Raw genomic sequence first — 19,587 nt, forward strand, 5'->3', positions numbered from 1 at the left:
CAAGCCTTCCGACGGCTAGTTAGAAACGATAGGGGAAGAACGCCGGCCCTGCAGCCCGGAGACCTCACGCCAGTTGGTCTCATCCATCACGGTGGAAGGAAGCTCAAGCATGGCGTGAGAATCAGTGATGAAAAGCTTGGTGGGCGAGGAAGCCACAGCCACCACGGGGGCGGTGATATTACCGGTAGGCATGGTCGAAGCCGAGGAACCATCCTGCTCGATGCGCCAGACGGGTGACTGGCTCGAGGAGGTACCAACGATGAGCGAGCCATCCATATTCCAGTCCAACGATAGCGCCGAACCGGAAACTTCCGGGCCGACCTCGCGGGCGTTGACGATGCGCTTATCGCCACTGCTGGATTGGGCAACCGCCGCGATATACACGTGACCATCGATAATCATGGCCACGCGGGCACCGCTATGGGACAAGCGGATAACGGAGATTTCGCCCTCAATATCGTCAATGCTGCGGGCATCCACCTCGGATTTGGAGATGCGGCCCGTGGTCTTGGAGCGCACCACGCGCACGATGCGATCTCCGTCAACCACAGTCCACGCGGCTTGCCCGTTGTATTCAAAGGTCGGCCGTGCGAGCGTGCGACCATCCACCGAATCCTGCAGCTGGCCATCGAGCTCGCCCATCTGCAGCGAGAACTCGTTATTAGATTTGCGGCGCACAGCCGCAACGAGGCCGCTATCGGCCACATCCACGGATTGCACGTCGCCGCTGCTGCCCAGCGTGGATTTCACCGGCTCGGCCACGCCATCGTCTACTTCTAGCAGGTTGCCCTCATTGAGGGCATAGAGCTTAGACAACGCGGTGCTGCTTTCCTCCGGGTTATAGTCCGCAAAGTCATCCACGCTCAAGCTATCCATACCTTCCACCAGGTCACCGCCATCGGCCTTGACCCTGAAGGGACCGGTATGACCGGCTTCCGAAAGTGTCCACACCAACTGGGCGGCAAAAAGCGTGCGGTCATGGGCGTCCAGATCCACCAGGCCTTCGAATTGGTAGCCCTGTTCGCGGTCATAGCCGGCATAGGTGACGTTCTCCGCCGCCGCGCGGCGGGTGGCAGGGGCAATGCTGGCTGAAGGCCCTTCCATCAATAATGTGATGAGCGTCGACTCCGATTGCTCGCCGCCCTTATACAACCAGCGACGATCCGGAACCAGCACATCGTTACTCTGCTTATAGAAGTACAGCGATTGCGGGGCGTAGTGGTTGCGCATCTCATTGCGCTCCATCACCACTCCGGCCGGCAGTCCATCGACGCGCCACCTATCGTCTTGCATCTTCATGTAGATGACTGCCTCATAGCCCTCATTTTCCGGGACATACGCGCCACCGGATTTCAGGCGGCCGATAATAGTGCCACGTACTGTAAAGGCACGTTCATTATCTTTCGAGCTTTGTTTATTGGCGGGCGCGGTAACGATATCCAGGCTATCGACCACCATCACATCGCCGCTGGCGTCCCATGCACCACGAGCAGTATCCGTAAGAAAACCACGGGCGACTTCGTGGTCATTTCCAGGCACGGCCGAAGCCTGATAGAAATCGCGCAAGGTCAGGTCCGGGTCATCGCCCGGTTGCGGTGCGATGACTTCCCCAGGACTGTCTTCCTGCCGTTGGTAGGTCCCGACCACCTGCGGCCCGGTGTTGCTCGGCAGAGTGGAACAACCGCTGACAAAAAGCACTGCCGCTGCGGTGCTAAAAACCGCGGTTTTGCAATAGTTGCTGCTGAACACGCTCACTTCCTCCTCCCCTCAAAGTCCGGGGCCTTATAGGCGCGCCTATCTGGGGCGGCCGCACCACGGTTGAGCTCTCGTTCCGAGGGCCATAGGATGCCATCCCCCTCCGCCTGGCCAGTGGTAGTCTTATCGCTCTTTTCGGCGCGCGGTGAGCTCATCCCGGATGCAATGGCAGGCGTAGCAGAGGCGGGTTCGACACCCGGATTGTCGGTGCTAGAGTCCTGCGCTTCTGGAAGTTCAACTCCGGCATCTGGGGTCGATTCCGGCGACGAGCCGCCCTCCGTAGTGTTATTTACGGGTGCGCCAGGGATCTCCACGGAGATGGGTTCTTCTCCCACCTCGGTATTTGGAGTGCGCGGAATAATGAGCCGGAAGCGCGAGCCAAAGCCCTCGTAGCCGGTGGCATCCAGCGTGCCACCGTGCAAGACGGCGTCCTCGCGGGCGATAGCCAGCCCCAGGCCGGTGCCTCCGGAGTGGCGTTTGCGGGAAGAATCCGCGCGCCAGAAGCGGTTAAATACCAGCTCCTCCTGGCCTGGTTTCAAGCCCACACCATGGTCTGTAACCGTAACGCCCACCGCAGTTTCTGTGGTGGCGACATCCACCACCACCGGATTGCCTTCCGAATGGTCGATGGCATTGGCCAAAAGATTGCGCAAGATGCGCTCAAGGCGGCGTGAATCGGCCTCGACGGCGATGCTCTCATCCGGCAGGTTGAGCTGAACCTCCACGTCGAGCTCGCGAGCCAAATGCTCGACTTGTCCATAGGCGGACTCCACGCAGGAGCGCAGATCAATGGCGGCGGTAGACAGGTCCGCGACGCCGGCATCGTGGCGAGAAATCTCTAGCAGGTCCGCGAGCAATTCCTCGAAACGATCGAGCTCGCTCGACATCAGGCGGGAAGCTCGCTGGGCGCCGTGCGGCAAGCTATCGCTTTCGGCCTCAATCATGTCCGCGGCCATGCGCACGGTGGTCAATGGGGTACGCAGCTCATGGGAGACGTCGGAAGTAAACTGCCGCTGCAAGTCGCCGTATTCCTCCAGCTGCGCAATCTGGGAAGAAAGTTTATCGGCCATGTTATTGAAGGACGCGGCTAGGCGCCCCATCTCATCGTCACTATCGACGGCCATGCGTTCCTTCAAGTGACCAGCCGCCAAGCGCTGTGCAATGCGCGAGGCCGAACGAATCGGCGTAATAACCTGCTGGGTGGCCAGCCAAGCAATGCCTACCAACAGCACCACGACGACCACACCGGCCGCCGAAAGCAGGCCGCGCATCAACGCCATGGTGGATTCTTCCGATTCCATGGACAGTGCCAAGTAGACCTGGGTATGCGGAATATCAGTATCGGTCGGTGTGCCTACGAGCAAAGCGTTGTAGTGCTCACCGTTTTCCCGCGGAGCCGGGAAATACTGCTGCGCAATCTGGCCTTGATCCACCATCGCCCGCAACTGATCCGGCACGGGGAAACCTTCTGGCGAGGTAATAACCGAGCCATCCTGGTTTTCCACCACGATGACCGGTTCATAAACCGCCTGGGCATCGCCCTGCTGGGCAGAGAGCTGGCCCAGTGCCGCACGTGCAGAATTGATGCGTACCTGCACCGAATTCGCGGAACTGGTGGCATCAATCTGCTGTTCCACGGCCGTGCGGGCACGCTCCAGCTCCTGCTGCGCCACGTCTTCCTTTTGACTAACCAAGCGCTGAGTCAGCACAGAAACCAACGCGTAGGCCAAGATGATCATGACCACCGAGGAGGCGACCAAAATCATGCCAATGACGCGCGCCTGCAAAGAGGTACGCCACGTTGTAATGAAGGCGTCTCGAATACGCCTTAAACGCTCAATGATGCCGATGGTTCTTACTCCCCGGCGCCGGGCTTGCCGGTCTTATACCCCACGCCACGCACGGTCAGCACAATCTGCGGATCCTCCGGATCATGCTCGATCTTGGCGCGTAGGCGCTGCACGTGGACGTTAACCAAGCGCGTATCAGAGGCATTGCGGTAGCCCCATACGGACTCCAGCAGCGACTCACGCGTATGCACTTGGCCAGGGCGGCGCGCCATCTCCAGCAGCAGGTCAAATTCCAAAGGAGTCAAGTTCAGTTCGGTACCATCCGTGCGGCGCACGGTATGCTCCGGCACGTCAATGACGAGGTCCGCCACCTCCAAGATTTCAGACTCCGCGGAATCGGTGCGGCGCAAGCGCGCGCGAATGCGGGCGATGAGTTCCTTGGGTTTAAATGGCTTGGTGATGTAATCATCCGCGCCAGATTCAAGGCCTAGCACCACATCGACCGTGTCCGTCTTGGCGGTCAGCATAACGATGGGTACGGAGGATTCACGGCGAATGGCGCGGCAGATATCCACGCCGTTCATGCCCGGCAGCATAAGGTCCAGCAGAATGAGGTCCGGCTCGTGTTGCTCAAAGGCGGGCACGGCGTCATTGCCGTCCATGACCGGAATGGGCTTGAGTCCCTCGGACTCGAGCACAATGGTCAGCATCTCCGAGATAGCCGGATCGTCATCGACTACCAAAATCTTGGGCGCCACGTTTTATTCTCCTACAAGGTCTTTTATCGCTGAAATTATAGTATCCGCATCGGCGGTGACAATCCAGCGTCCACCCCAGCCCGCATCTGCTAGGCGCCGGTAGGCCGCGGCGGTGCGTTCCTGCAATCCGTCATCGCGCTCGTAGCGGTCACGCTCCCGGTTGGCATCTGCTTGGGCCCTTGCCTGTGCTCTTTCCGACGCCACCTCTACCGCAGTATCCAGATAAACCTGCAGATCCGCTTGCGGCAGGCCTAAAGTGCCAAATTCCAGATCATGCACCCAGTCCATGACGGCATCGTCTTCGAGTCGCGCCGCCGAATATGCCGCATTGGAAGCCACATACCGATCCAATAGCACCACGGCGTCCGTACCCTTAGCTCGCTGCAATTGGTCTTTTACGCCGTAACGATCCAAGGCAAAAAGAGTTGCCATGGCATATGCCGAATCTGTCAGGTCACCCATTTTTCCGTAGAGCGCCTTTTGGGCGAGCTGGGCGTGAATCGATTCTGCATAGCGCGGAAAGGCGATGACCTCCACGGGTCGATCCAACGACTCCCTGATTGTGGAGACCAGCGTATTCTTACCGGCACCGTCGATGCCTTCGATGCTGATAAGCATAGGTGTGGGGTACCTTCCCTTCTATTTTGTCTGGCATGAGGCCACTGCTGCGGGCAGTAGGTATGGCTTAGGAGAGGGCCTCTATAAACGCTTCGAGGTCATATTCTTCCTCGACATTTTCTAGTACCTCGAGGGCATTTTCCGTCAAGGTTTCGCTGCCAGACCCCACCAGCTCCCTAATATAGGGGTAGTCTTCAACAACCTCGCCCGCACTGAAGGGCGCGCCAGCCCAAATGGCAGCGATGGTGGCTGCTGCTTGCGCGTTCTGTTCCTCTTCTCCACTGAGCTGTGGCTTGCTATGTGCTACTTCGCAGGCATCCTCAACGGCGCGAATTACCCCTTCTTCATCGAGGTTTGCCATTTCTTCCAAGAAATCGACGTTGAGGTCCGTGCTGAAAATATCTTCGTCCCAAGTACTCACTTTTTGACTCCTTCGGTGCTTTCAGCGCCATTTATACACGCTTTCCCAGCTAAAGAAAGCACGCAATGAAAAGGTTTGCAGGGCGTCCTACATCCGCGAACTGGCGTTTTGTTGGCGTATCACAGAATCGCAACGCCGTAGCAATGTTTCCTAAACATGATAGTCTCGTTACCAACTTGTTACCGGGGTGCTATACCGCCACCTCCCATGGGGTTAAATCAGCCCACCTCACAGAAAGGACAGCCACGATGAAGCCAGATTCGCGCCGCGTCTACGTGTTCATTGTGGCCGGACTGATAGCCGCGGCCGTCGTCGGATTCACAGTCTGGCGCATGAGCTCGCCGAGCGCTAACTATTCCAATGCCGCGGATCAGTCCGCGACCACCTCCGTCTCCCCGACGCACACTGCGGCCGAGGAGACCACCACTTCTTCCACGGACCATTCGCCTTCAAAGAAGCGCTCTGCACATGCGACAAGCTCTACAGCTTCCTCCGGCGATTCGAAGCACCACCAGCCGCATAACAATGATCCGTATCTAGCCCCCAATGCGATCATGCACCCGCAGGCGGCTACCCAGCCCACCAAGGTTTACCGCCCGGAAAATATTTCCCCGCAAGGAACCACCTCGCAGGGCAATGGCAACGCCCAGGGTGGACAAGGCACCGGCCAGGGCAATCTGTACCCGACGCCTGATTACCCAAGCAATCAAAACGGCTCGCAGGCTACCGGTTCCCCACAGGGCAACCAGGGCAACAACGGCGGCAATGGCGGCAATGGCGGCACCGCTCCGCAAACCACCACTGCCCCGTCCGCTCCGCAGCCTTCCCCGACGCAGCCTTCGGAGCAAACTGGGACGGGCACAACCACTGGCGAGAACAAGCCCAACCCGGACCGGGGACAACTAACCGAAAACAAGCAGCAAGAGGTCGCAGAGGCAGAAGTACCACGCGACGATCAAGCCGCCGCAGAGCAGCCTTCTGCCGAGCAGAACCAAGAGCCGACCGATTTCGTGCCGACCAAGCAGGCGCCGCGCAAAGCAGCCGCTTCGCACTAATCCATAGCCCACTGGGCAATTAGCTGAATACAAAAGCACGTTTCCTCGATTCTGAACGCGAATTTCGAGGAAACGTGCTTTTTGTATGCGCCGGACCATTAGAGCTGTGAAAGAAACAGCCATATGAGGCACTCGCGCAGCGACGAAAGCGGCGGCAGCGCGCTGGAATTGAAGTTCCACGCCTCGCCTGAACCCCGGCGAAGAGGGGTTCGGCAAAGCGCGCTGGTGCGCAGGCGAGCCAAGCGCAGGCGGGCTAAGCGCGGGCGGGCTAAGCGCGGGCGACGAAGAGGTCGGCGGCGTCGGATGCCGCAGTGGCGGTGACTCGCCCCTCAGAGGCAGGCAACCAGACGGCTTGGCCGGGGGTCACGGTGAGGGTCTTGCCGGCGGCATCAGTAAAGGTAACGGAGCCTGCGGTACACAGGGCGATGGTCGGGCCATCGTAATCAAAATCCACAGAAGATGCTCCGCTAAGCTCTACACGGTCTAGCAGGAATTCTTCAATCGGGACCGGGTAAGACCATGCGGCGGCATCGTGCACATTATTCTGAGCGGACTTATCCTGCTGTTGAACACGCGGTTCATCGGCAGCCGCGTAGGTGAGAACCTTGACTAGTTCGGGAACGTCAACGAACTTGGGGGTAAGGCCGCCGCGCAAAACGTTATCGGAGTTGGCCATAATCTCTACGCCAAGGCCGGAGACATAGGCGTGCAGCTGGCCGGCATCTAGGTAGACGGCCTCGCCGGGAGAAAGTTCGATGTGGTTAAGCAACAGTGCACCCAATACACCGATATCGCCCGGGTAACGCTGGTTGAGTTCCAGCACCGTGGACATTACACGGGACTTCCAATCGGCCGGGTCCGCGGCAATAAGGCGCTCACCAGCGGAGACTATGGCGGCGATGAGTTCCTTGCGCTTGGCGGACGGGATGGTAATCCACGTGGTAAAGAGAACGCGAAGGTTGGCGGACTCGGTGGTTACCGAGGGGTCCTCGTCCAGCATGGCAACGTAATGATCCAGCTCGGGGCACTCCAAGGCAGCAAAAAGCTCGCGAGTGCGCGCCAGCGGGCGGAAGCCAGCCATGGCATAGAAATCCGTGAGCGCAACGATAAGCTCGGGCTTGTGGTTATCGTCCTTGTAGTTGCGGTTGGGTGCGGTGAGTTCAATCCCAGCGGCATTCTCGCGGGCAAAACCTTCCTCTGCCTGCTCCTTCGACGGGTGCGCCTGTAGGGATAGCGGCTCCTCGGCCGCAAGCACCTTGAGGAGGAAAGGCAGGCGCTCACCGTACTCGGCGGAAACGCGGCTGCCTAGCTGCCCTGCTGGATCCTCCGCAATGACCTCATTGAGCAGGCGGTCATCCACCATAGACGGGTCACCGGGGTGGGCGCCGAACCACAGCTCTGCGACGGGCTTTTCTGAATCGGGCTGACCCTGCAGGTGTGGGATGAGGGTACGCGAGCCCCAGGAATAGTTGCGGGTGGCGCTGTGCAACAGCTGCATGTGTTTCTATCCTTTAGAAATCTCGTAGGCGGTCGCGGCAAAACTCCGCGTAATTAGCTGCAGTGAGCGGGCAAGATGCCCGAGGCCCGGTTCCGGGTCAATGCTGCGGACTGCAAGCGAGTTGGGCAGGTTCGCCTCTTCCTGCCCCCAGAAAATCACCTTCAAGGGTACCAAAGCATCCGCAGTGCCATCGCCATCAATGAAGGGGTCAAAGAAGAGATCATTTGCTGGGGAGCTACCGGAATCTCGGTCGAGTGCGCGTCGCAATTCCGCAGGGTCCACGAAAGCGCTCGGCAGGCCATGCACCGCCCAGATGGTCGCAGCCATACGAGCGACGAGGGCGTCGATCTGCACGTGCTCACGCCGCTCAGAAAAGGAATAAGGGTCGAGCACGCAGGAGTGGATGATGCGGGCGCCTTCGATAAATTCGCGCAGTTGGCGGCCCGGATTGGTAGTGGCATCGCGCTCAGGGGAAAGCTGCGCGAGTTCTCGGTCCACGGCTGCAGCAAGATCCTCCAGGATCTCTTTCACCGCGGTCGGGTCCTGGTAGAGCAGGCAGCACAGAGCATGCAGTGCGGCGATGTTGCGAGCGGGCGAACTGCCCTCTGCCGTAGGTAGGCGGGGGGCGATGAGGGTATCGTCCGGGCAGTCCTCCACGAGCGGGCCCTTGGCCGGGCCAATCAAAACGGTGGTGGCGCCGCGCTGGCTGGCGGCAATTAATGCGCGCGAAGCCCAATCGCATTCGCCGGTCTCGCCTACGACAACAACCACGTCCAATGCTCCCACGTAACGCGGGAGCGATTCGGTGACGACGAGCGGGATTCGCAGCGGCTCTGCAAGGCCGACACCCAAGTGGGCGGCTTCCCTGGCAATCGCATCGGTGGGGATAATGACCAGCGAGCGAGGATTAAGCCCGCGGAGCGCCTCGCTCCAAAGCTCCACTTCTCCGGCCAGTAGGCGGATTTGAGCGCCTTCGTGCGCGACATCAAAAAAGCGCACGGTTTCGGCATCATAATTACCGGTATCCATGTGGCTTAAGCATAGTCGGGCACCCACTAAGATGGAGTCCCATGACTTCCGCACAGATCCATCCCGTGACCCTCATTGGCGGCGGCCCCGGCGCGTGGGACCTCATTACCGTACGCGGCATGCGCGCCTTGCAGGATGCAGAGGTTATTCTCGCCGATCACCTGGGACCTACGGCGCAGCTCGATAGGTTGTGTGATATTTCTTCCAAAGAGCTCATTGACGTCTCTAAACTCCCCTATAAGAAGTCAATCTCGCAGGAAAAGATCAACGAGTTGCTCATCACTCATGCCCGCTCTGGCCGCAAGGTAGCCCGCCTTAAGGGTGGCGATCCCTTCGTCTTTGGGCGCGGATTTGAGGAAGTTCAAGCGCTGGCGGAAGCCTCGATTCCCACCACGGTCATTCCGGGCGTAACTTCAGCTATTTCCGTTCCCGCAGCCGTTGGCGTTCCGGTAACTCAGCGCGGCATCGTCCACGGCTTCACGGTGGTTTCCGGGCATCTACCACCCGGCCACGAGAAGTCCTTGGTGGACTGGGAAGCTCTCGCCCGTTCTGGCGCCACGCTGGCGGTCATTATGGGGGTTAAGAATGCACCGGCGATTGCTAGCACGCTTATTGCAGCCTCCCTCTCCCCTTCCACCCCCTGCGCCATCATCCAAGAAGGCACGCTTTCTACCGAGCGCGCTTACCGCTGCACTTTGGCCACACTGGCGCAGACGATGACAGAGCACGATATCTCCTCGCCGGCGGTCTATGTCATCGGCGAGGTGGCCGGCCTCTAGCGGGTTCAGGGTAGCAAGACTCGCATAAGCCCTAACCCCACTTTCGGCCGCGTTCCGCCTACTGCAGCCGAACTTTGGTCTATTGCCTGGCCAAAGGCTGCAGTCGATGCGCTACATTCGGTCCGAGGCGGGGCTTTCGGGCGCCTTATCCTGCACGATGGTGACACCTGACCTGCGCGAACCGTGGAAGTGATGGGCGGCGGCGACACGCTCTGGGTAATCCGGGGTATGAAAGTCTGCGTGGGCGGCTTCCTCAGCGTTTTCTGCTTCCAATTCCGCTGCACGGGCACGCCTGGTGCGCAGCGTGCCACAAACTGTAGCGGCCACACCAGCAGCGACCACGACGGCGATGACTACCCAGGTAACTGCTGATGGCACTGACCAGCCAAAGTAGGTCTCGGCGCCGCCGATAACCTTGCTGATATTAAGCCCTACGATGGCCGTGCCCACCAATCCACCAAGCAGGACCGGGTTGATACGAGAGATGAGCCACGCAGCGATGGGAGCAGTGATGGCGCCGCCGATGAGAAGCGCGATAACGGCGGCAAGGTTGCCGACAATGTCGTGCCAAAGGCCGACGATAAAGCCCGCGGTAGCGCCCAAGGTCACGAGGAATTCGGCGGCGTTGACCGTGCCCACAATGCGGCGCGGCTGCTCGCGACCGATGGCCATAAGCGTGGAGGTCGACACGGGACCCCAGCCACCGCCACCGGTAGAATCGACAAATCCGCCCACCAGGCCAAGGCCAGCGAGAAACGGAGTGGAATGCGAGCGCTTGTAGGCGGAACCGCGGCGGCGTGGCTGAGCGAACCGCCAGATGAGGTTGGCACCTATGCCTACCAGGATGAGTGCGGTCACCGGTGCGGCAGCGGCAGTGGAAATATTCGAAAGCAACGTGGCCCCCACAAACGCGGCAATACCGCCGGGGACGCCAAGGCGGACCACCGTCTTCCAGTCCACGTTGCCGAAGCGTGCGTGGCTCAAACCGGAAATGGCAGTGGTGCCAAGCTCAGCGGTGTGCACGACGGCAGAGGCCTGCGCGGGACCTAGGCCGGCAAGGAGCAGCATCGTGGTAGATGTGACGCCGAACCCCATGCCGATGCCACCGTCCACGAGGTTGGCGGCCGCGCCGGCGAGGGCGATAAGAATGAGAGTTAGCATGGCGCGAATACCTCCTGTGCGCCGCGGCGTGCATGATGAAAACGGTCTGCGACGAGGCCTGAAAGATCAGTGCCGAGCGGGTGTTCAACGGTCGCGGGAACACCCGCCAATCGGTCTAGGAGCAGCCCCTCGGTGACAAAGAGCGGTATGACGCGCACGCGCTTAGGTGCCGCATGCTCGCGGCACAGGCGCACGATCCCCTCGCGACCACCACGGGTAGCAAATTCCACCGTCGCGGGTACGCCGGTGAGCGCGAAGGTGCGGTGGGCGAGCTCACGGATGGCATCATTCGCCGCTGAATCGGAAGAACCAACGGAATAGATGACCACGTGGGCGTCGCCGGGCCGGGTACGTGAGGCGAGCACATGGGCGAGGTCCTCGCCAGTGCCGAGGCCTGCGGCGAGGTGGAGGGACAAGTGTGAGGTCTGGGAGGCTGCGGCAAGCGCGCGCGGAACATCAACGCGCTGGTGGTAACCCTGGGTGAAAAGCAGGGGAACCACAATTGCCTCGGTCTCCCCCACCTGGGCAAGCTCGAGCGCGGCCGCGGTGAGGTCGGGCTCGTTGAATTCCAGGTGCGCCGCACGAGCTGGACGCAGGCCCGTGGCCTGGGTCAAACGCTCAATTCCGGCCGCAGCACCCGGATGCCGTGAACCGTGAGACAGGGTAATGAGTGCGGGCATGGGGCATCCTTAAGCCTTTGGCGCCGTGGTGTGGCCGCGGCGGGCAAGCGAGCGCTTCAGTGCTTCGTTGGAGGACACGGCCGGTGCAGGAGCTACCGGGGCATCGTCCTGGCCGTGGAAACGCACGGAGAAAATCCGCAAGCATTCCTGGCATTTCCAGGCAAAGTCGTCTTCCTCGTCCGGAAAGAGGTCGGTTCCGGCGCAATACGGGCAGAAGCTGGGATGGTTGCGGTTGGGATTGGGCTGGCGGCGAAAATTCACTGCAAGTCCTCCTCAGCTGCGCGCAAGACCCAGTGGCGGAACTGCTCACCTTCCTCGCGCTGTTCCTTGTATTTGTTGACCAAGCGAATGACGTACTCAGGCACCTCATCGGCCACGACCTTGTGGCCACGCAGCTTGCGGCCCCAGTCCGGAGACAGGCCAAGGGCGCCGCCTAGATGGACCTGGAAACCCTCGACGCGGTTGCCCTCGGAATCAGTGACAATCTGCCCCTTCAGGCCAATGTCTGATACCTGCGAACGCGCACAGGCGTTGGGGCAGCCATTAAGCGCGATCGAAATCGGCACATCCAGATCACCCAGGGTGTCTTCCAGGATGTCCACCAACTCGATGGCGCGGGCCTTGGTGGTCACGTGCGCGAGCTTGCAAAACTCCAGCCCAGTGCAGGAGATGACGCCACGACGAAACTCGGATGGCTGGGAATACAGGCCGGTCTCGTCGAGCGCACGGGATAGGCTCGGGATGTCCTCTTCATCGACGTCGAGGAAAAGCAGCTCTTTCATCGGGGTAGTGCGAATACGGCTAATCCCGAATTTCTCAGCCACGTCTGCGATAGCGATGAGCTGTTCGCCGGTGGCATGGCCCACGGTAGGCTTCACGCCCACGTAGAACTTGCCGTCCTTTTGGCGGTGCACACCAAGATGATCGCGGGAGCCGGACTCAACCTCCAACGGAAGGCCATCCAATAGCGGCCTATCTAGGTATTCCTCTTCCAACACCTGGCGGAACTTTTCAATGCCCCACTTAGCCACCAAGAACTTCAGGCGGGCGCGGTTACGATTACGGCGGAAGCCGTAGTCACGGAAGATGCCGACCACACCGGCCCACACCTCAGGCACACGCTCTAGGGGAACCCATGCACCAAGGGACTGCGAGAGCATCGGGTTAGTGGAAAGGCCCCCGCCAACAAAGCAATCGAATCCGGGGCCGTACTCCGGATGATTCACGCCTACGAAGGCGACGTCTTGAATCTCGTGCGTGACGTCCTGACGGGAGTTGCCAGAGATGGCGGTTTTGAATTTGCGCGGTAGGTTATGGAACTCCTCACGCGGCAGGTAAGTATTTTTGATCTCTTCAATGGCCGGGGTGGCATCGATAATCTCGTCCTCTGCCACGCCCGCGACAGGCGAGCCCAGGATAACGCGGGGCACGTCGCCACACCCCATAAGCGTGCTCAGCTCCACCGACTCAAGCTTGTCCCAAATGGTGGGGACATCCTCGATGCGAATCCAGTGCAGCTGGATATTTTGGCGGTCGGTAAAATCCGCGGTGGAGCGGGCATAATCGCGCGAGATTTCACCCACGGCGCGCAGCTTGGCAGGATCGGCGCGGCCGCCATCGAAGCGCACGCGCATCATGAAGTACTCATCCTGCAGCTCAGCGTTAGAAAGCTTAGCGGTCATCTCGCCGCCCAAGTTCTGGTTGCGCTGGGTATAAAGGCCCAACCACTTGAACCGAGGAGCTAGGTCATCAGAAGGGATCGAGGAAAATCCTTGTTTGGAATAGATATCGATGACGCGCTGCTTGGCAGAAAGCCCACCATCCTCCTGCTTAATTACCTCATCGTTATTGAGGGGCTTGGTACCGTCAATCTTCCATTGGCCTTCGGGCTTCTTGGCGCGGGGTGTGCGCTTGGTATTAGTCGCGGTGGTCATGGTGTAGATCTCAACCTGCCTTTCCTAAGTATTGAAAGACAACCTACCTGTCTAAATCAGGCAGACAAAGCGGTCTTTTTTATTTTCAAGTAAAAATCGCCATAACCTGCACAAAAGTCAGAATATTTTTAGAAACTAATTCATAGCCTTGCCGCAACCTAGACCAGACGGTTCAATTGCCAGAAGAATAAGGCAAAGAAAATGAACCCAGCGGTCTAGCCCCGCAGGAAAGAGAAAGGCATTCGCGTAGCATGAATCAGCCCTTAAAAGTAGCCGTTATCGGTGCCGGCCCGGCCGGCATCTATGCCTCCGACATCTTGGTAAAAAAGACCGGTGGTGAGGTACAGATTGACCTCATTGAACAGATGCCCGCCCCCTTTGGCCTCATCCGTTACGGCGTAGCACCGGACCATCCGCGCATTAAAGGCATCATTAAATCCCTCCACCGCGTACTCGATACGGAGCAGATTCGCCTGCTGACCAACGTGCACATCGGCCGGGATATCACCGTCGATGAGCTGCAGCAGCATTATGATGCCGTGATCTTTGCCACCGGCGCCGTGGGCGACCGCCACCGCGATATCCCCGGCGCGGACCTCGACGGCGTACATGGTGCCGGCGAGTTCGTGGGCTTCTACGATGGCAACCCGCGCTTCGAGAGGGACTGGGATCTTTCTGCCAAGGAGGTTGCAGTCATCGGCGTGGGTAACGTGGGCCTTGATGTCTCCCGCATCCTGTCCAAGACCGGTGACGAGCTCAAGGTGACCGAAATCCCCGATAATGTCTACGATTCCCTGGCCCAGAACCAGGCCGAGACTGTGCGCGTCTTCGGCCGCCGCGGCCCGGCTCAGGCCAAGTTCACCCCGCAGGAGCTCAAGGAGCTGGACCATTCCGAGTCCATTAATGTCGTGGTCTCCCCCGAAGACATTGACTATGACGAGGCTTCGCTAACCGCGCGCCAAGAAAGCAAGTCCACTGACTTGGTGTGCCAGGTGCTCGAGCAGTACGCTATCCGCGATCCGAAAAAGGCACCGCACACCCTGCAGATTCACCTTTTTGAGCAGCCGGTGGAGATTATGGGTAAGGACGGCAAAGTCAGCGGGATTAAGACCGAGCGCACCGCCCTTAATGGAGATGGCAACGTGCACGGTACCGGGAAGTTCACCGAGTGGCCGGTCCAGGCGGTCTATTTCGCCACCGGCTACCGCTCCGATGCAGTCGATGGCGTGCCCTTTAACGAGGACAAAAACGTCATCAATAATGATGGCGGCCATGTCATCGATGCGGCCGGCGAAGTAGTTCCGGGCCTGTACACCACCGGGTGGATTAAGCGCGGGCCAGTGGGGCTCATTGGCAATACCAAGTCCGATGCCACGGAAACGATTGGCATGCTGCTTGCCGACGCCGCCTCCGGCACCCTCCCCTCCCCTTTCAGCGCCGCAGATATCACCGAGGTTCTTAGCGAGCGGGGAATCGAATACCTGACGTGGCAGGACTGGCAGCGTTTGGACGCGGCCGAGCGCGCACTGGGCGAACGCGAGGGCCGCGAACGCAAGAAGTTCGTGGAGTGGGAGGACATGGTCTCCCACTCGCGCGCCGAGGTTTAACGGCGGATGATGGCGAGGACTTCGTCGACGATGGACTGAACCTCGTCGGCGGTCTTTGCCTCCACATTAAGACGCAGCAGCGGCTCCGTATTGGAGGCACGTACGTTAAACCAGGCCTCGGTTCCCTTGAGCTCGACAGTCACACCATCCAACTCATCGACGGACTCAATTTTATCCGCCAGCTCATCCAGCACTGCCTGGGTAGCGGCCTTCTGGTCCTCCACGGTGGAATTGATCTCACCAGAGGCTTCATAGCGGGAGTATTCTGCCATGAGCTCGCTCAGCGGTTTATCGGACTGGCCGAGCGCTGCCAGCACGTGCATAGCGGCAAGCATGCCGGAATCAGCATTCCAAAACTCTTGGAAGTAATAGTGCGCGGAATGCTCACCGCCGAAGGCGGCCTTGTGCTCAGCCATCTGGGCCTTGATGAAGGAGTGACCCACGCGGGTGCGCACTGGGGTGCCGCCCTTTTCCTTGATGAGCTCCGGCACGGTCTTAGAGGTAATCAAGTTGTGGATGATGGTAGCGCCGGGGAACTTATCCAAGTAGCGCCCTGCCACCAACGCGCAAATGGCAGACGGGGAAACCGGCTGGCCTTTTTCATCCACGACGAAGCAGCGATCCGCATCGCCATCGAACGCCAAGCCAATGTCGGCTTTCTGTTCCACGGTGAACTTCTGCAGATCCACTAGGTTCTTCGGGTCCAGCGGATTAGCCTCGTGGTTCGGGAAGGTACCGTCAAGTTCGAAGTACAAATCGCGAACCTCGAAAGGCAGGCCATCGAAGACAGCCGGCACGGTGTGGCCACCCATACCATTGGCGGCATCTACAGCCACGACGAGAGGCTTGGAATCCTCCAACGGCACCAGCTTGCGGAGGAAGTCCGCATAGCCAGCCAGGATCTCCTGCTCTGCAATCGCACCTTCAGTGCCGGTGTACTCCGGGGTGCCTTCAATAAGCATCTGCTTAATCTGCCCCAAACCAGTCTCCTGGCCCACAGGCACTGCGCCGGCACGACAGAGCTTAATTCCGTTGTACTTGGCTGGGTTGTGGGAGGCGGTAAACATAGCGCCCGCGCACTCCAGGGAACCAGCGGCGTAGTAAAGCTCGTCGGTAGAGGTCAGCCCCAACAGGGTCACATTGAGCCCCTGCGAGGTCACACCCTCAGCGAAGGCGCGCGCCAAAGACGGTGAGGAGGGACGCATATCGTGGCCGACGGCCACGGTATTTTCGCCTTCCTCACGCAAGATGGCGGCAAACGCAGCGCCCGTATCGCGCACGAAGTTTTCATCGATATCTTCGCCCACCACGCCACGGACGTCATAGGCCTTAATTACTGCATCAAGCTGCTCACGAGTTCGCATACCCAGCAATAGTACTCTCGCCCGCAGGGAAACTACCGCACTGCGGGGTCCGTGTCAGTCCAGTTCCGATTCCGCCGGCGTTGTTTCATCGGGTACAACCGAAAGGTGGGCACGGCGGGCCTTTTTGGCATAAGCCACGCGACGGGTACGAAAGACCGGGTGATTCGAATTAGCTGGGTCAGCGCCATCAAAGGTCGCGGAATAGTCGATAGGGTCTGCCCCCGAACCGGCGCTACCGTCATCGACCAAGCCGGTGGTCACGCGGCCGTCTTCCTTGACCGCCTCTGCCAGGGCCATCAAATCGTCTTCCTCATCCAGCTCGATGCGATCGACGCGCACCAGCTCCCAGCCCACCGGAGCCGAGATGCGATCGCGGTGCGTGGCGCACAGGTCCCAACTGTGCGGGTTCTCTTCTTCCGCCAGCGGGCCGACCACGGCCGTCTGGTCCGCGTACGCATAGGTCAATGTCGCCACGGCGGGGCGGCCGCAGCCTGGGCGGGAGCAATGGCGAGAAATAGTCACAGCGCATAAGTCTAAACCCTTAGTTGAGATTTAGATAGTCTTCGCCCCGGCGTGGCTCCGCTAAATCCAGACCACCTGCGACTTAGAATCAGGGCATGACCGCCGCTCGCCCGCATATCCGCCCCGCCCGCGACCGACACGGCCACGGCATGCGCGGACCCCTCCTCCCCCAGCAGACCCCGCGCTACCGCAGCGCGCGCGAGCACTTCGACATGGCCGTCTTGGAGGCCTATGCCCCCATCCAAAACTCCTTCGCCCCGCAATTGCGTGGCCTCGACCTAGCCGTAGACACCATTCCGCGCATGCGACTCTCACCCGATATGACCGTGCTCCCGGATGAGATTATCGCCGATGGGCCGGTCCCCCTCGGGCGCGTGGTTCCTGCCGGCGTAGACTCCGCAGGCCACCCCACGCGCGCCCGGTTGGTCATTTTCCGCATGCCCATCGAGCAGCGCGCTTCCACCCCGTCCGAGCGTTCTGAGCTTCTAGGTACGGTTATTACCGCGCTCGTGGCGAATTATCTCAACTTGGATCCGGAGGAAGTGGATCCACGCTATAGCTGGTAGCCACCTTCACGATATGACCTAGCAGAAAGGCCCCGGGCCGCACGTCATGTGCTTGCCCGGGGCCTTTCTGGACACCTTAATTATCCAATCTCGCGCTTGAGGCGGCGGCGCTCACGGTCCGAAAGCCCGCCCCAAATACCGAAGCGCTCGTCGTGCTCCAGCGCGTACTCCAAGCATTCATCACGCACCGCGCAGGCCTGGCAAATGCGCTTAGCCTCACGGGTAGAACCTCCCTTTTCAGGGAAGAATGCTTCAGGGTCCGTCTGTGCGCACAGCGCTTGGTCCTGCCACTCCTGCTCGACGGCACCGAAGAGTTCATCGAGTGACATCTCTGCAGCAGCACCGCCACGGAGAATGGCGTTGTTATTAGCCATTTTGTCCACGCCTTTTCCTTTCTCCGAGGTTGGGTAATTCTAATCAGTGCAACCGACCGTACACCACATTCCCTTTGGGTAACCCCGCCGGGCCGGTGTGGAAGTAACGGCGTCGGCCGCTGTTTCTTTCACTGATGTAATTTCACACCGGATCACTAAATATCGTCAACCCGAATTAGTGGCTTCTTCGCACTTTTCAGCAAAAACGCAGCACACGATCCCCACACGTCACATCTGTAACAACTACGCCCCACCGGGGGTGTGGGTAGGGGGTACTACATGTAGTGGTACCCCGTTTTTCTGTCAACAATTTTCAGAAAATTCCGGCGTGTCGCGCGCACAATCTCTCAAAGAAGGGATCTACGTACTCAGCAACGCTGCACAGATTTCGCATTATGGTGGCAACCTTAGAAGGACGGACTGAGTAATTCCGCATGAAAAAGGCCGAACCAAAGACGCATTGTCCTCAGTTCGGCCTGTCCTGGTTGGACTTATCGCAGTGCCTAGCCCACGGCAGGAGCGTTAAGCATCGGAGCTAAAACGCACTCCAGCGTCCGGGATGGAAACGCCGGGGAAGACACGCATGCCGTCGAGAAGCTCGCAGCGCGCTCCGATGTGGGCACCCTCGCCAATGACGCAGTTTTCAATGACCGCGTTGGCGCCAATATGAGCGCCGGAGGCAATAATGGAGTTATGAATGATGGCACCTGGCTCAATGCGCACGCCATCGAAGACGACGGTGCCCTCGAGGCGAGATCCGGCGCCTACCTCGGAGCCACGGCCCACGGCAGTACCGGACAGCAGCAGCACGCCACCAGCGATGCCGGCCGAAGGATCCACCAACGACTCGCCGGTCTTGCCTTCAATCAGCGGGGAAGGCGCAATGCCGCGCACCAAGTCCGACGATCCGCGAGTGAAGTCATCTGGGCGGCCCATGTCGCGCCAGTAGGAGTTGTCCACGTGACCGACGACGAGGCGGCCTTCTGCCAGCAGTCCCGGGAAAGTCTCGCGTTCGACAGAGACGACGCGATTGGCCGGAATAGACTCGATGACCGAACGCTTGAATACGTAGCAGCCGGCGTTGATCTGGTTGGTCGGCGGGTCCTCAGTCTTTTCCAAGAAGGCGGTTACCCGTCCATTGGAATCGGTAGGCACGCAGCCGAAGGCCCGAGGATCAGCCACGTTGAGCAGATGCATGGTGACATCGGCATCCTTGTCATGGTGCGTGGTGAGGATTCCCTCCAGGTCCATGCCGGACAGCACATCGCCGTTGAAGACCATGACGGTGTCATTGCGCAGCTTGTCGTAGACATTACGGATACCGCCGCCGGTACCGAGTGCGGTCTCTTCCACCACGTACTCAATCTCCAGGCCGAGGTCCGAACCGTCGCCGAAGTACTCCTCAAAGACCTCAGCCTTATATGAGGTAGACATGACCACGTGCTCGATGCCGGCGGCCTTGATGCGGGCGAGAAGATGCTGCAGGAACGGATAGTTGGCCGTCGGCAGCATCGGCTTCGGTGTACCGATGGTTAGTGGACGCAGGCGGGTACCGCGACCGCCAACGAGAATCACTGCATCCGTGCTGGCACCGTGGGTGGTGACTGCTTCAGTCATAGTCTTCCTTATGTATGCGGACAGTTTTATTCGGTGATTTTCTGAGGGACAGTGTAGAG

At 59.7% G+C, this 19,587-nt stretch carries 19 protein-coding genes; 4 read left to right on the plus strand and 15 right to left on the minus strand.

Annotation, left to right across the window (positions count from 1 at the left end; translation table 11 throughout):
* Positions 1 to 15 precede the first annotated feature (15 nt).
* From lpqB to ACLI1L_RS09740, 5 genes are all read right to left on the minus strand, one after another.
* A complete protein-coding gene (gene lpqB / locus ACLI1L_RS09720) occupies positions 16 to 1,755 on the minus strand; it encodes an MtrAB system accessory lipoprotein LpqB (RefSeq protein WP_411707457.1) in 1,740 nt (579 codons plus the stop codon).
* Positions 1,752 to 3,542 (minus strand): MtrAB system histidine kinase MtrB, encoded by a 1,791-nt coding sequence (gene mtrB / locus ACLI1L_RS09725; protein ID WP_340439808.1) that lies wholly within the window; start codon positions 3,540 to 3,542, stop codon positions 1,752 to 1,754. Before mtrB ends, lpqB begins: the two co-directional genes overlap by 4 nt.
* A gap of 68 nt (positions 3,543 to 3,610) precedes the next feature.
* Positions 3,611 to 4,303 carry an MtrAB system response regulator MtrA gene (gene mtrA, locus ACLI1L_RS09730; RefSeq protein ID WP_086587990.1) on the minus strand — a complete coding sequence of 231 codons (693 nt, stop codon included), beginning with the start codon at positions 4,301 to 4,303 and terminating at the stop codon, positions 3,611 to 3,613.
* 3 nt (positions 4,304 to 4,306) lie between these two features.
* Complete coding sequence (locus ACLI1L_RS09735; protein ID WP_340439810.1) at positions 4,307 to 4,921, minus strand: dTMP kinase; 615 nt, start codon at positions 4,919 to 4,921, stop codon at positions 4,307 to 4,309.
* Positions 4,922 to 4,988: 67 nt separating this feature from the next.
* Positions 4,989 to 5,342: a DUF4259 domain-containing protein gene (locus ACLI1L_RS09740; RefSeq protein WP_411707458.1), complete on the minus strand. Its 354-nt coding sequence runs from the start codon at positions 5,340 to 5,342 to the stop codon at positions 4,989 to 4,991.
* Positions 5,343 to 5,590: 248 nt separating this feature from the next.
* Here ACLI1L_RS09740 and ACLI1L_RS09745 point away from each other — a divergent pair, with 248 nt between their 5' ends.
* Positions 5,591 to 6,397 carry a hypothetical protein gene (locus ACLI1L_RS09745; protein WP_411707459.1) on the plus strand — a complete coding sequence of 269 codons (807 nt, stop codon included), beginning with the start codon at positions 5,591 to 5,593 and terminating at the stop codon, positions 6,395 to 6,397.
* Between the two features lie 268 nt (positions 6,398 to 6,665).
* On the opposite strand, the gene manA is transcribed toward ACLI1L_RS09745, so the two are convergent.
* Together manA and ACLI1L_RS09755 are read right to left on the minus strand one after the other, a co-directional pair.
* Positions 6,666 to 7,895 (minus strand): mannose-6-phosphate isomerase, class I, encoded by a 1,230-nt coding sequence (gene manA, locus ACLI1L_RS09750; RefSeq protein ID WP_340439813.1) that lies wholly within the window; start codon positions 7,893 to 7,895, stop codon positions 6,666 to 6,668.
* Positions 7,896 to 7,901: 6 nt separating this feature from the next.
* Entirely contained in the window at positions 7,902 to 8,924 is a 1,023-nt protein-coding gene (locus ACLI1L_RS09755; protein ID WP_411707460.1) for an exopolyphosphatase, read from the minus strand.
* Positions 8,925 to 8,965: 41 nt separating this feature from the next.
* Here ACLI1L_RS09755 and cobA point away from each other — a divergent pair, with 41 nt between their 5' ends.
* Entirely contained in the window at positions 8,966 to 9,703 is a 738-nt protein-coding gene (gene cobA / locus ACLI1L_RS09760; protein ID WP_411707461.1) for a uroporphyrinogen-III C-methyltransferase, read from the plus strand.
* Positions 9,704 to 9,814: 111 nt separating this feature from the next.
* Here the strand turns inward: cobA and ACLI1L_RS09765 are convergent, their stop codons facing one another.
* Genes ACLI1L_RS09765 through ACLI1L_RS09780 form a run of 4 tightly spaced genes read right to left on the minus strand, consistent with a single transcriptional unit; the run spans position 9,815 to position 13,478 of the window.
* On the minus strand, positions 9,815 to 10,864 hold the full coding sequence (locus tag ACLI1L_RS09765; protein WP_086587984.1) for a sulfite exporter TauE/SafE family protein: 1,050 nt from the start codon (positions 10,862 to 10,864) through the stop codon (positions 9,815 to 9,817).
* Complete coding sequence (locus ACLI1L_RS09770) at positions 10,858 to 11,544, minus strand: sirohydrochlorin chelatase (protein WP_086587983.1); 687 nt, start codon at positions 11,542 to 11,544, stop codon at positions 10,858 to 10,860. Before ACLI1L_RS09770 ends, ACLI1L_RS09765 begins: the two co-directional genes overlap by 7 nt.
* A 9-nt stretch (positions 11,545 to 11,553) precedes the next feature.
* The gene (locus tag ACLI1L_RS09775) at positions 11,554 to 11,805 is read right to left on the minus strand and encodes a hypothetical protein (RefSeq protein ID WP_023020766.1); all 252 of its coding nucleotides are present in this window, start codon (positions 11,803 to 11,805) and stop codon (positions 11,554 to 11,556) included.
* Positions 11,802 to 13,478 (minus strand): nitrite/sulfite reductase, encoded by a 1,677-nt coding sequence (locus ACLI1L_RS09780; RefSeq protein WP_411707462.1) that lies wholly within the window; start codon positions 13,476 to 13,478, stop codon positions 11,802 to 11,804. The genes ACLI1L_RS09775 and ACLI1L_RS09780 overlap by 4 nt, the downstream gene beginning before the upstream one ends.
* Positions 13,479 to 13,729: 251 nt before the next feature.
* On the opposite strand from ACLI1L_RS09780, the gene ACLI1L_RS09785 reads away from it, so the two are divergent.
* Positions 13,730 to 15,085 (plus strand): FAD-dependent oxidoreductase, encoded by a 1,356-nt coding sequence (locus ACLI1L_RS09785; protein ID WP_411707463.1) that lies wholly within the window; start codon positions 13,730 to 13,732, stop codon positions 15,083 to 15,085.
* On the opposite strand, the gene ACLI1L_RS09790 is transcribed toward ACLI1L_RS09785, so the two are convergent.
* Both ACLI1L_RS09790 and ACLI1L_RS09795 read right to left on the minus strand, forming a co-directional pair.
* Complete coding sequence (locus tag ACLI1L_RS09790; protein WP_340439817.1) at positions 15,082 to 16,449, minus strand: phosphomannomutase/phosphoglucomutase; 1,368 nt, start codon at positions 16,447 to 16,449, stop codon at positions 15,082 to 15,084. The genes ACLI1L_RS09785 and ACLI1L_RS09790 overlap by 4 nt on opposite strands.
* Positions 16,450 to 16,503: 54 nt before the next feature.
* On the minus strand, positions 16,504 to 16,971 hold the full coding sequence (locus tag ACLI1L_RS09795; protein ID WP_086587979.1) for a DUF3499 domain-containing protein: 468 nt from the start codon (positions 16,969 to 16,971) through the stop codon (positions 16,504 to 16,506).
* A 95-nt stretch (positions 16,972 to 17,066) separates the two neighbouring features.
* On the opposite strand from ACLI1L_RS09795, the gene ACLI1L_RS09800 reads away from it, so the two are divergent.
* On the plus strand, positions 17,067 to 17,537 hold the full coding sequence (locus ACLI1L_RS09800) for a metallopeptidase family protein (protein WP_023020761.1): 471 nt from the start codon (positions 17,067 to 17,069) through the stop codon (positions 17,535 to 17,537).
* Positions 17,538 to 17,617: 80 nt separating this feature from the next.
* Here the strand turns inward: ACLI1L_RS09800 and ACLI1L_RS09805 are convergent, their stop codons facing one another.
* On the minus strand, positions 17,618 to 17,866 hold the full coding sequence (locus ACLI1L_RS09805; RefSeq protein WP_005528147.1) for a WhiB family transcriptional regulator: 249 nt from the start codon (positions 17,864 to 17,866) through the stop codon (positions 17,618 to 17,620).
* A gap of 567 nt (positions 17,867 to 18,433) precedes the next feature.
* Positions 18,434 to 19,528: a sugar phosphate nucleotidyltransferase gene (locus ACLI1L_RS09810; protein WP_086587978.1), complete on the minus strand. Its 1,095-nt coding sequence runs from the start codon at positions 19,526 to 19,528 to the stop codon at positions 18,434 to 18,436.
* Between the last annotated feature and the right edge of the window lie 59 nt (positions 19,529 to 19,587).

It is taken from the genome of Corynebacterium sp. LaCa117, from assembly GCF_046717765.1.
Classification (GTDB): domain Bacteria; phylum Actinomycetota; class Actinomycetes; order Mycobacteriales; family Mycobacteriaceae; genus Corynebacterium; species Corynebacterium kefirresidentii.

Coding starts and splice junctions, on each gene's coding strand:
- ACLI1L_RS09735 (WP_340439810.1), bottom strand. CDS start 4,921: ATGCTTATCAGCATCGAAGGCATCGACGGTGCCGGTAAGAATACGCTG.
- ACLI1L_RS09745 (WP_411707459.1), top strand. CDS start 5,591: ATGAAGCCAGATTCGCGCCGCGTCTACGTGTTCATTGTGGCCGGACTG.
- manA (WP_340439813.1), bottom strand. CDS start 7,895: ATGCAGCTGTTGCACAGCGCCACCCGCAACTATTCCTGGGGCTCGCGT.
- ACLI1L_RS09755 (WP_411707460.1), bottom strand. CDS start 8,924: ATGGATACCGGTAATTATGATGCCGAAACCGTGCGCTTTTTTGATGTC.
- cobA (WP_411707461.1), top strand. CDS start 8,966: ATGACTTCCGCACAGATCCATCCCGTGACCCTCATTGGCGGCGGCCCC.
- ACLI1L_RS09765 (WP_086587984.1), bottom strand. CDS start 10,864: ATGCTAACTCTCATTCTTATCGCCCTCGCCGGCGCGGCCGCCAACCTC.
- ACLI1L_RS09770 (WP_086587983.1), bottom strand. CDS start 11,544: ATGCCCGCACTCATTACCCTGTCTCACGGTTCACGGCATCCGGGTGCT.
- ACLI1L_RS09780 (WP_411707462.1), bottom strand. CDS start 13,478: ATGACCACCGCGACTAATACCAAGCGCACACCCCGCGCCAAGAAGCCC.
- ACLI1L_RS09785 (WP_411707463.1), top strand. CDS start 13,730: ATGAATCAGCCCTTAAAAGTAGCCGTTATCGGTGCCGGCCCGGCCGGC.
- ACLI1L_RS09790 (WP_340439817.1), bottom strand. CDS start 16,449: ATGCGAACTCGTGAGCAGCTTGATGCAGTAATTAAGGCCTATGACGTC.
- ACLI1L_RS09800 (WP_023020761.1), top strand. CDS start 17,067: ATGACCGCCGCTCGCCCGCATATCCGCCCCGCCCGCGACCGACACGGC.
- ACLI1L_RS09805 (WP_005528147.1), bottom strand. CDS start 17,866: ATGTCACTCGATGAACTCTTCGGTGCCGTCGAGCAGGAGTGGCAGGAC.
- ACLI1L_RS09810 (WP_086587978.1), bottom strand. CDS start 19,528: ATGACTGAAGCAGTCACCACCCACGGTGCCAGCACGGATGCAGTGATT.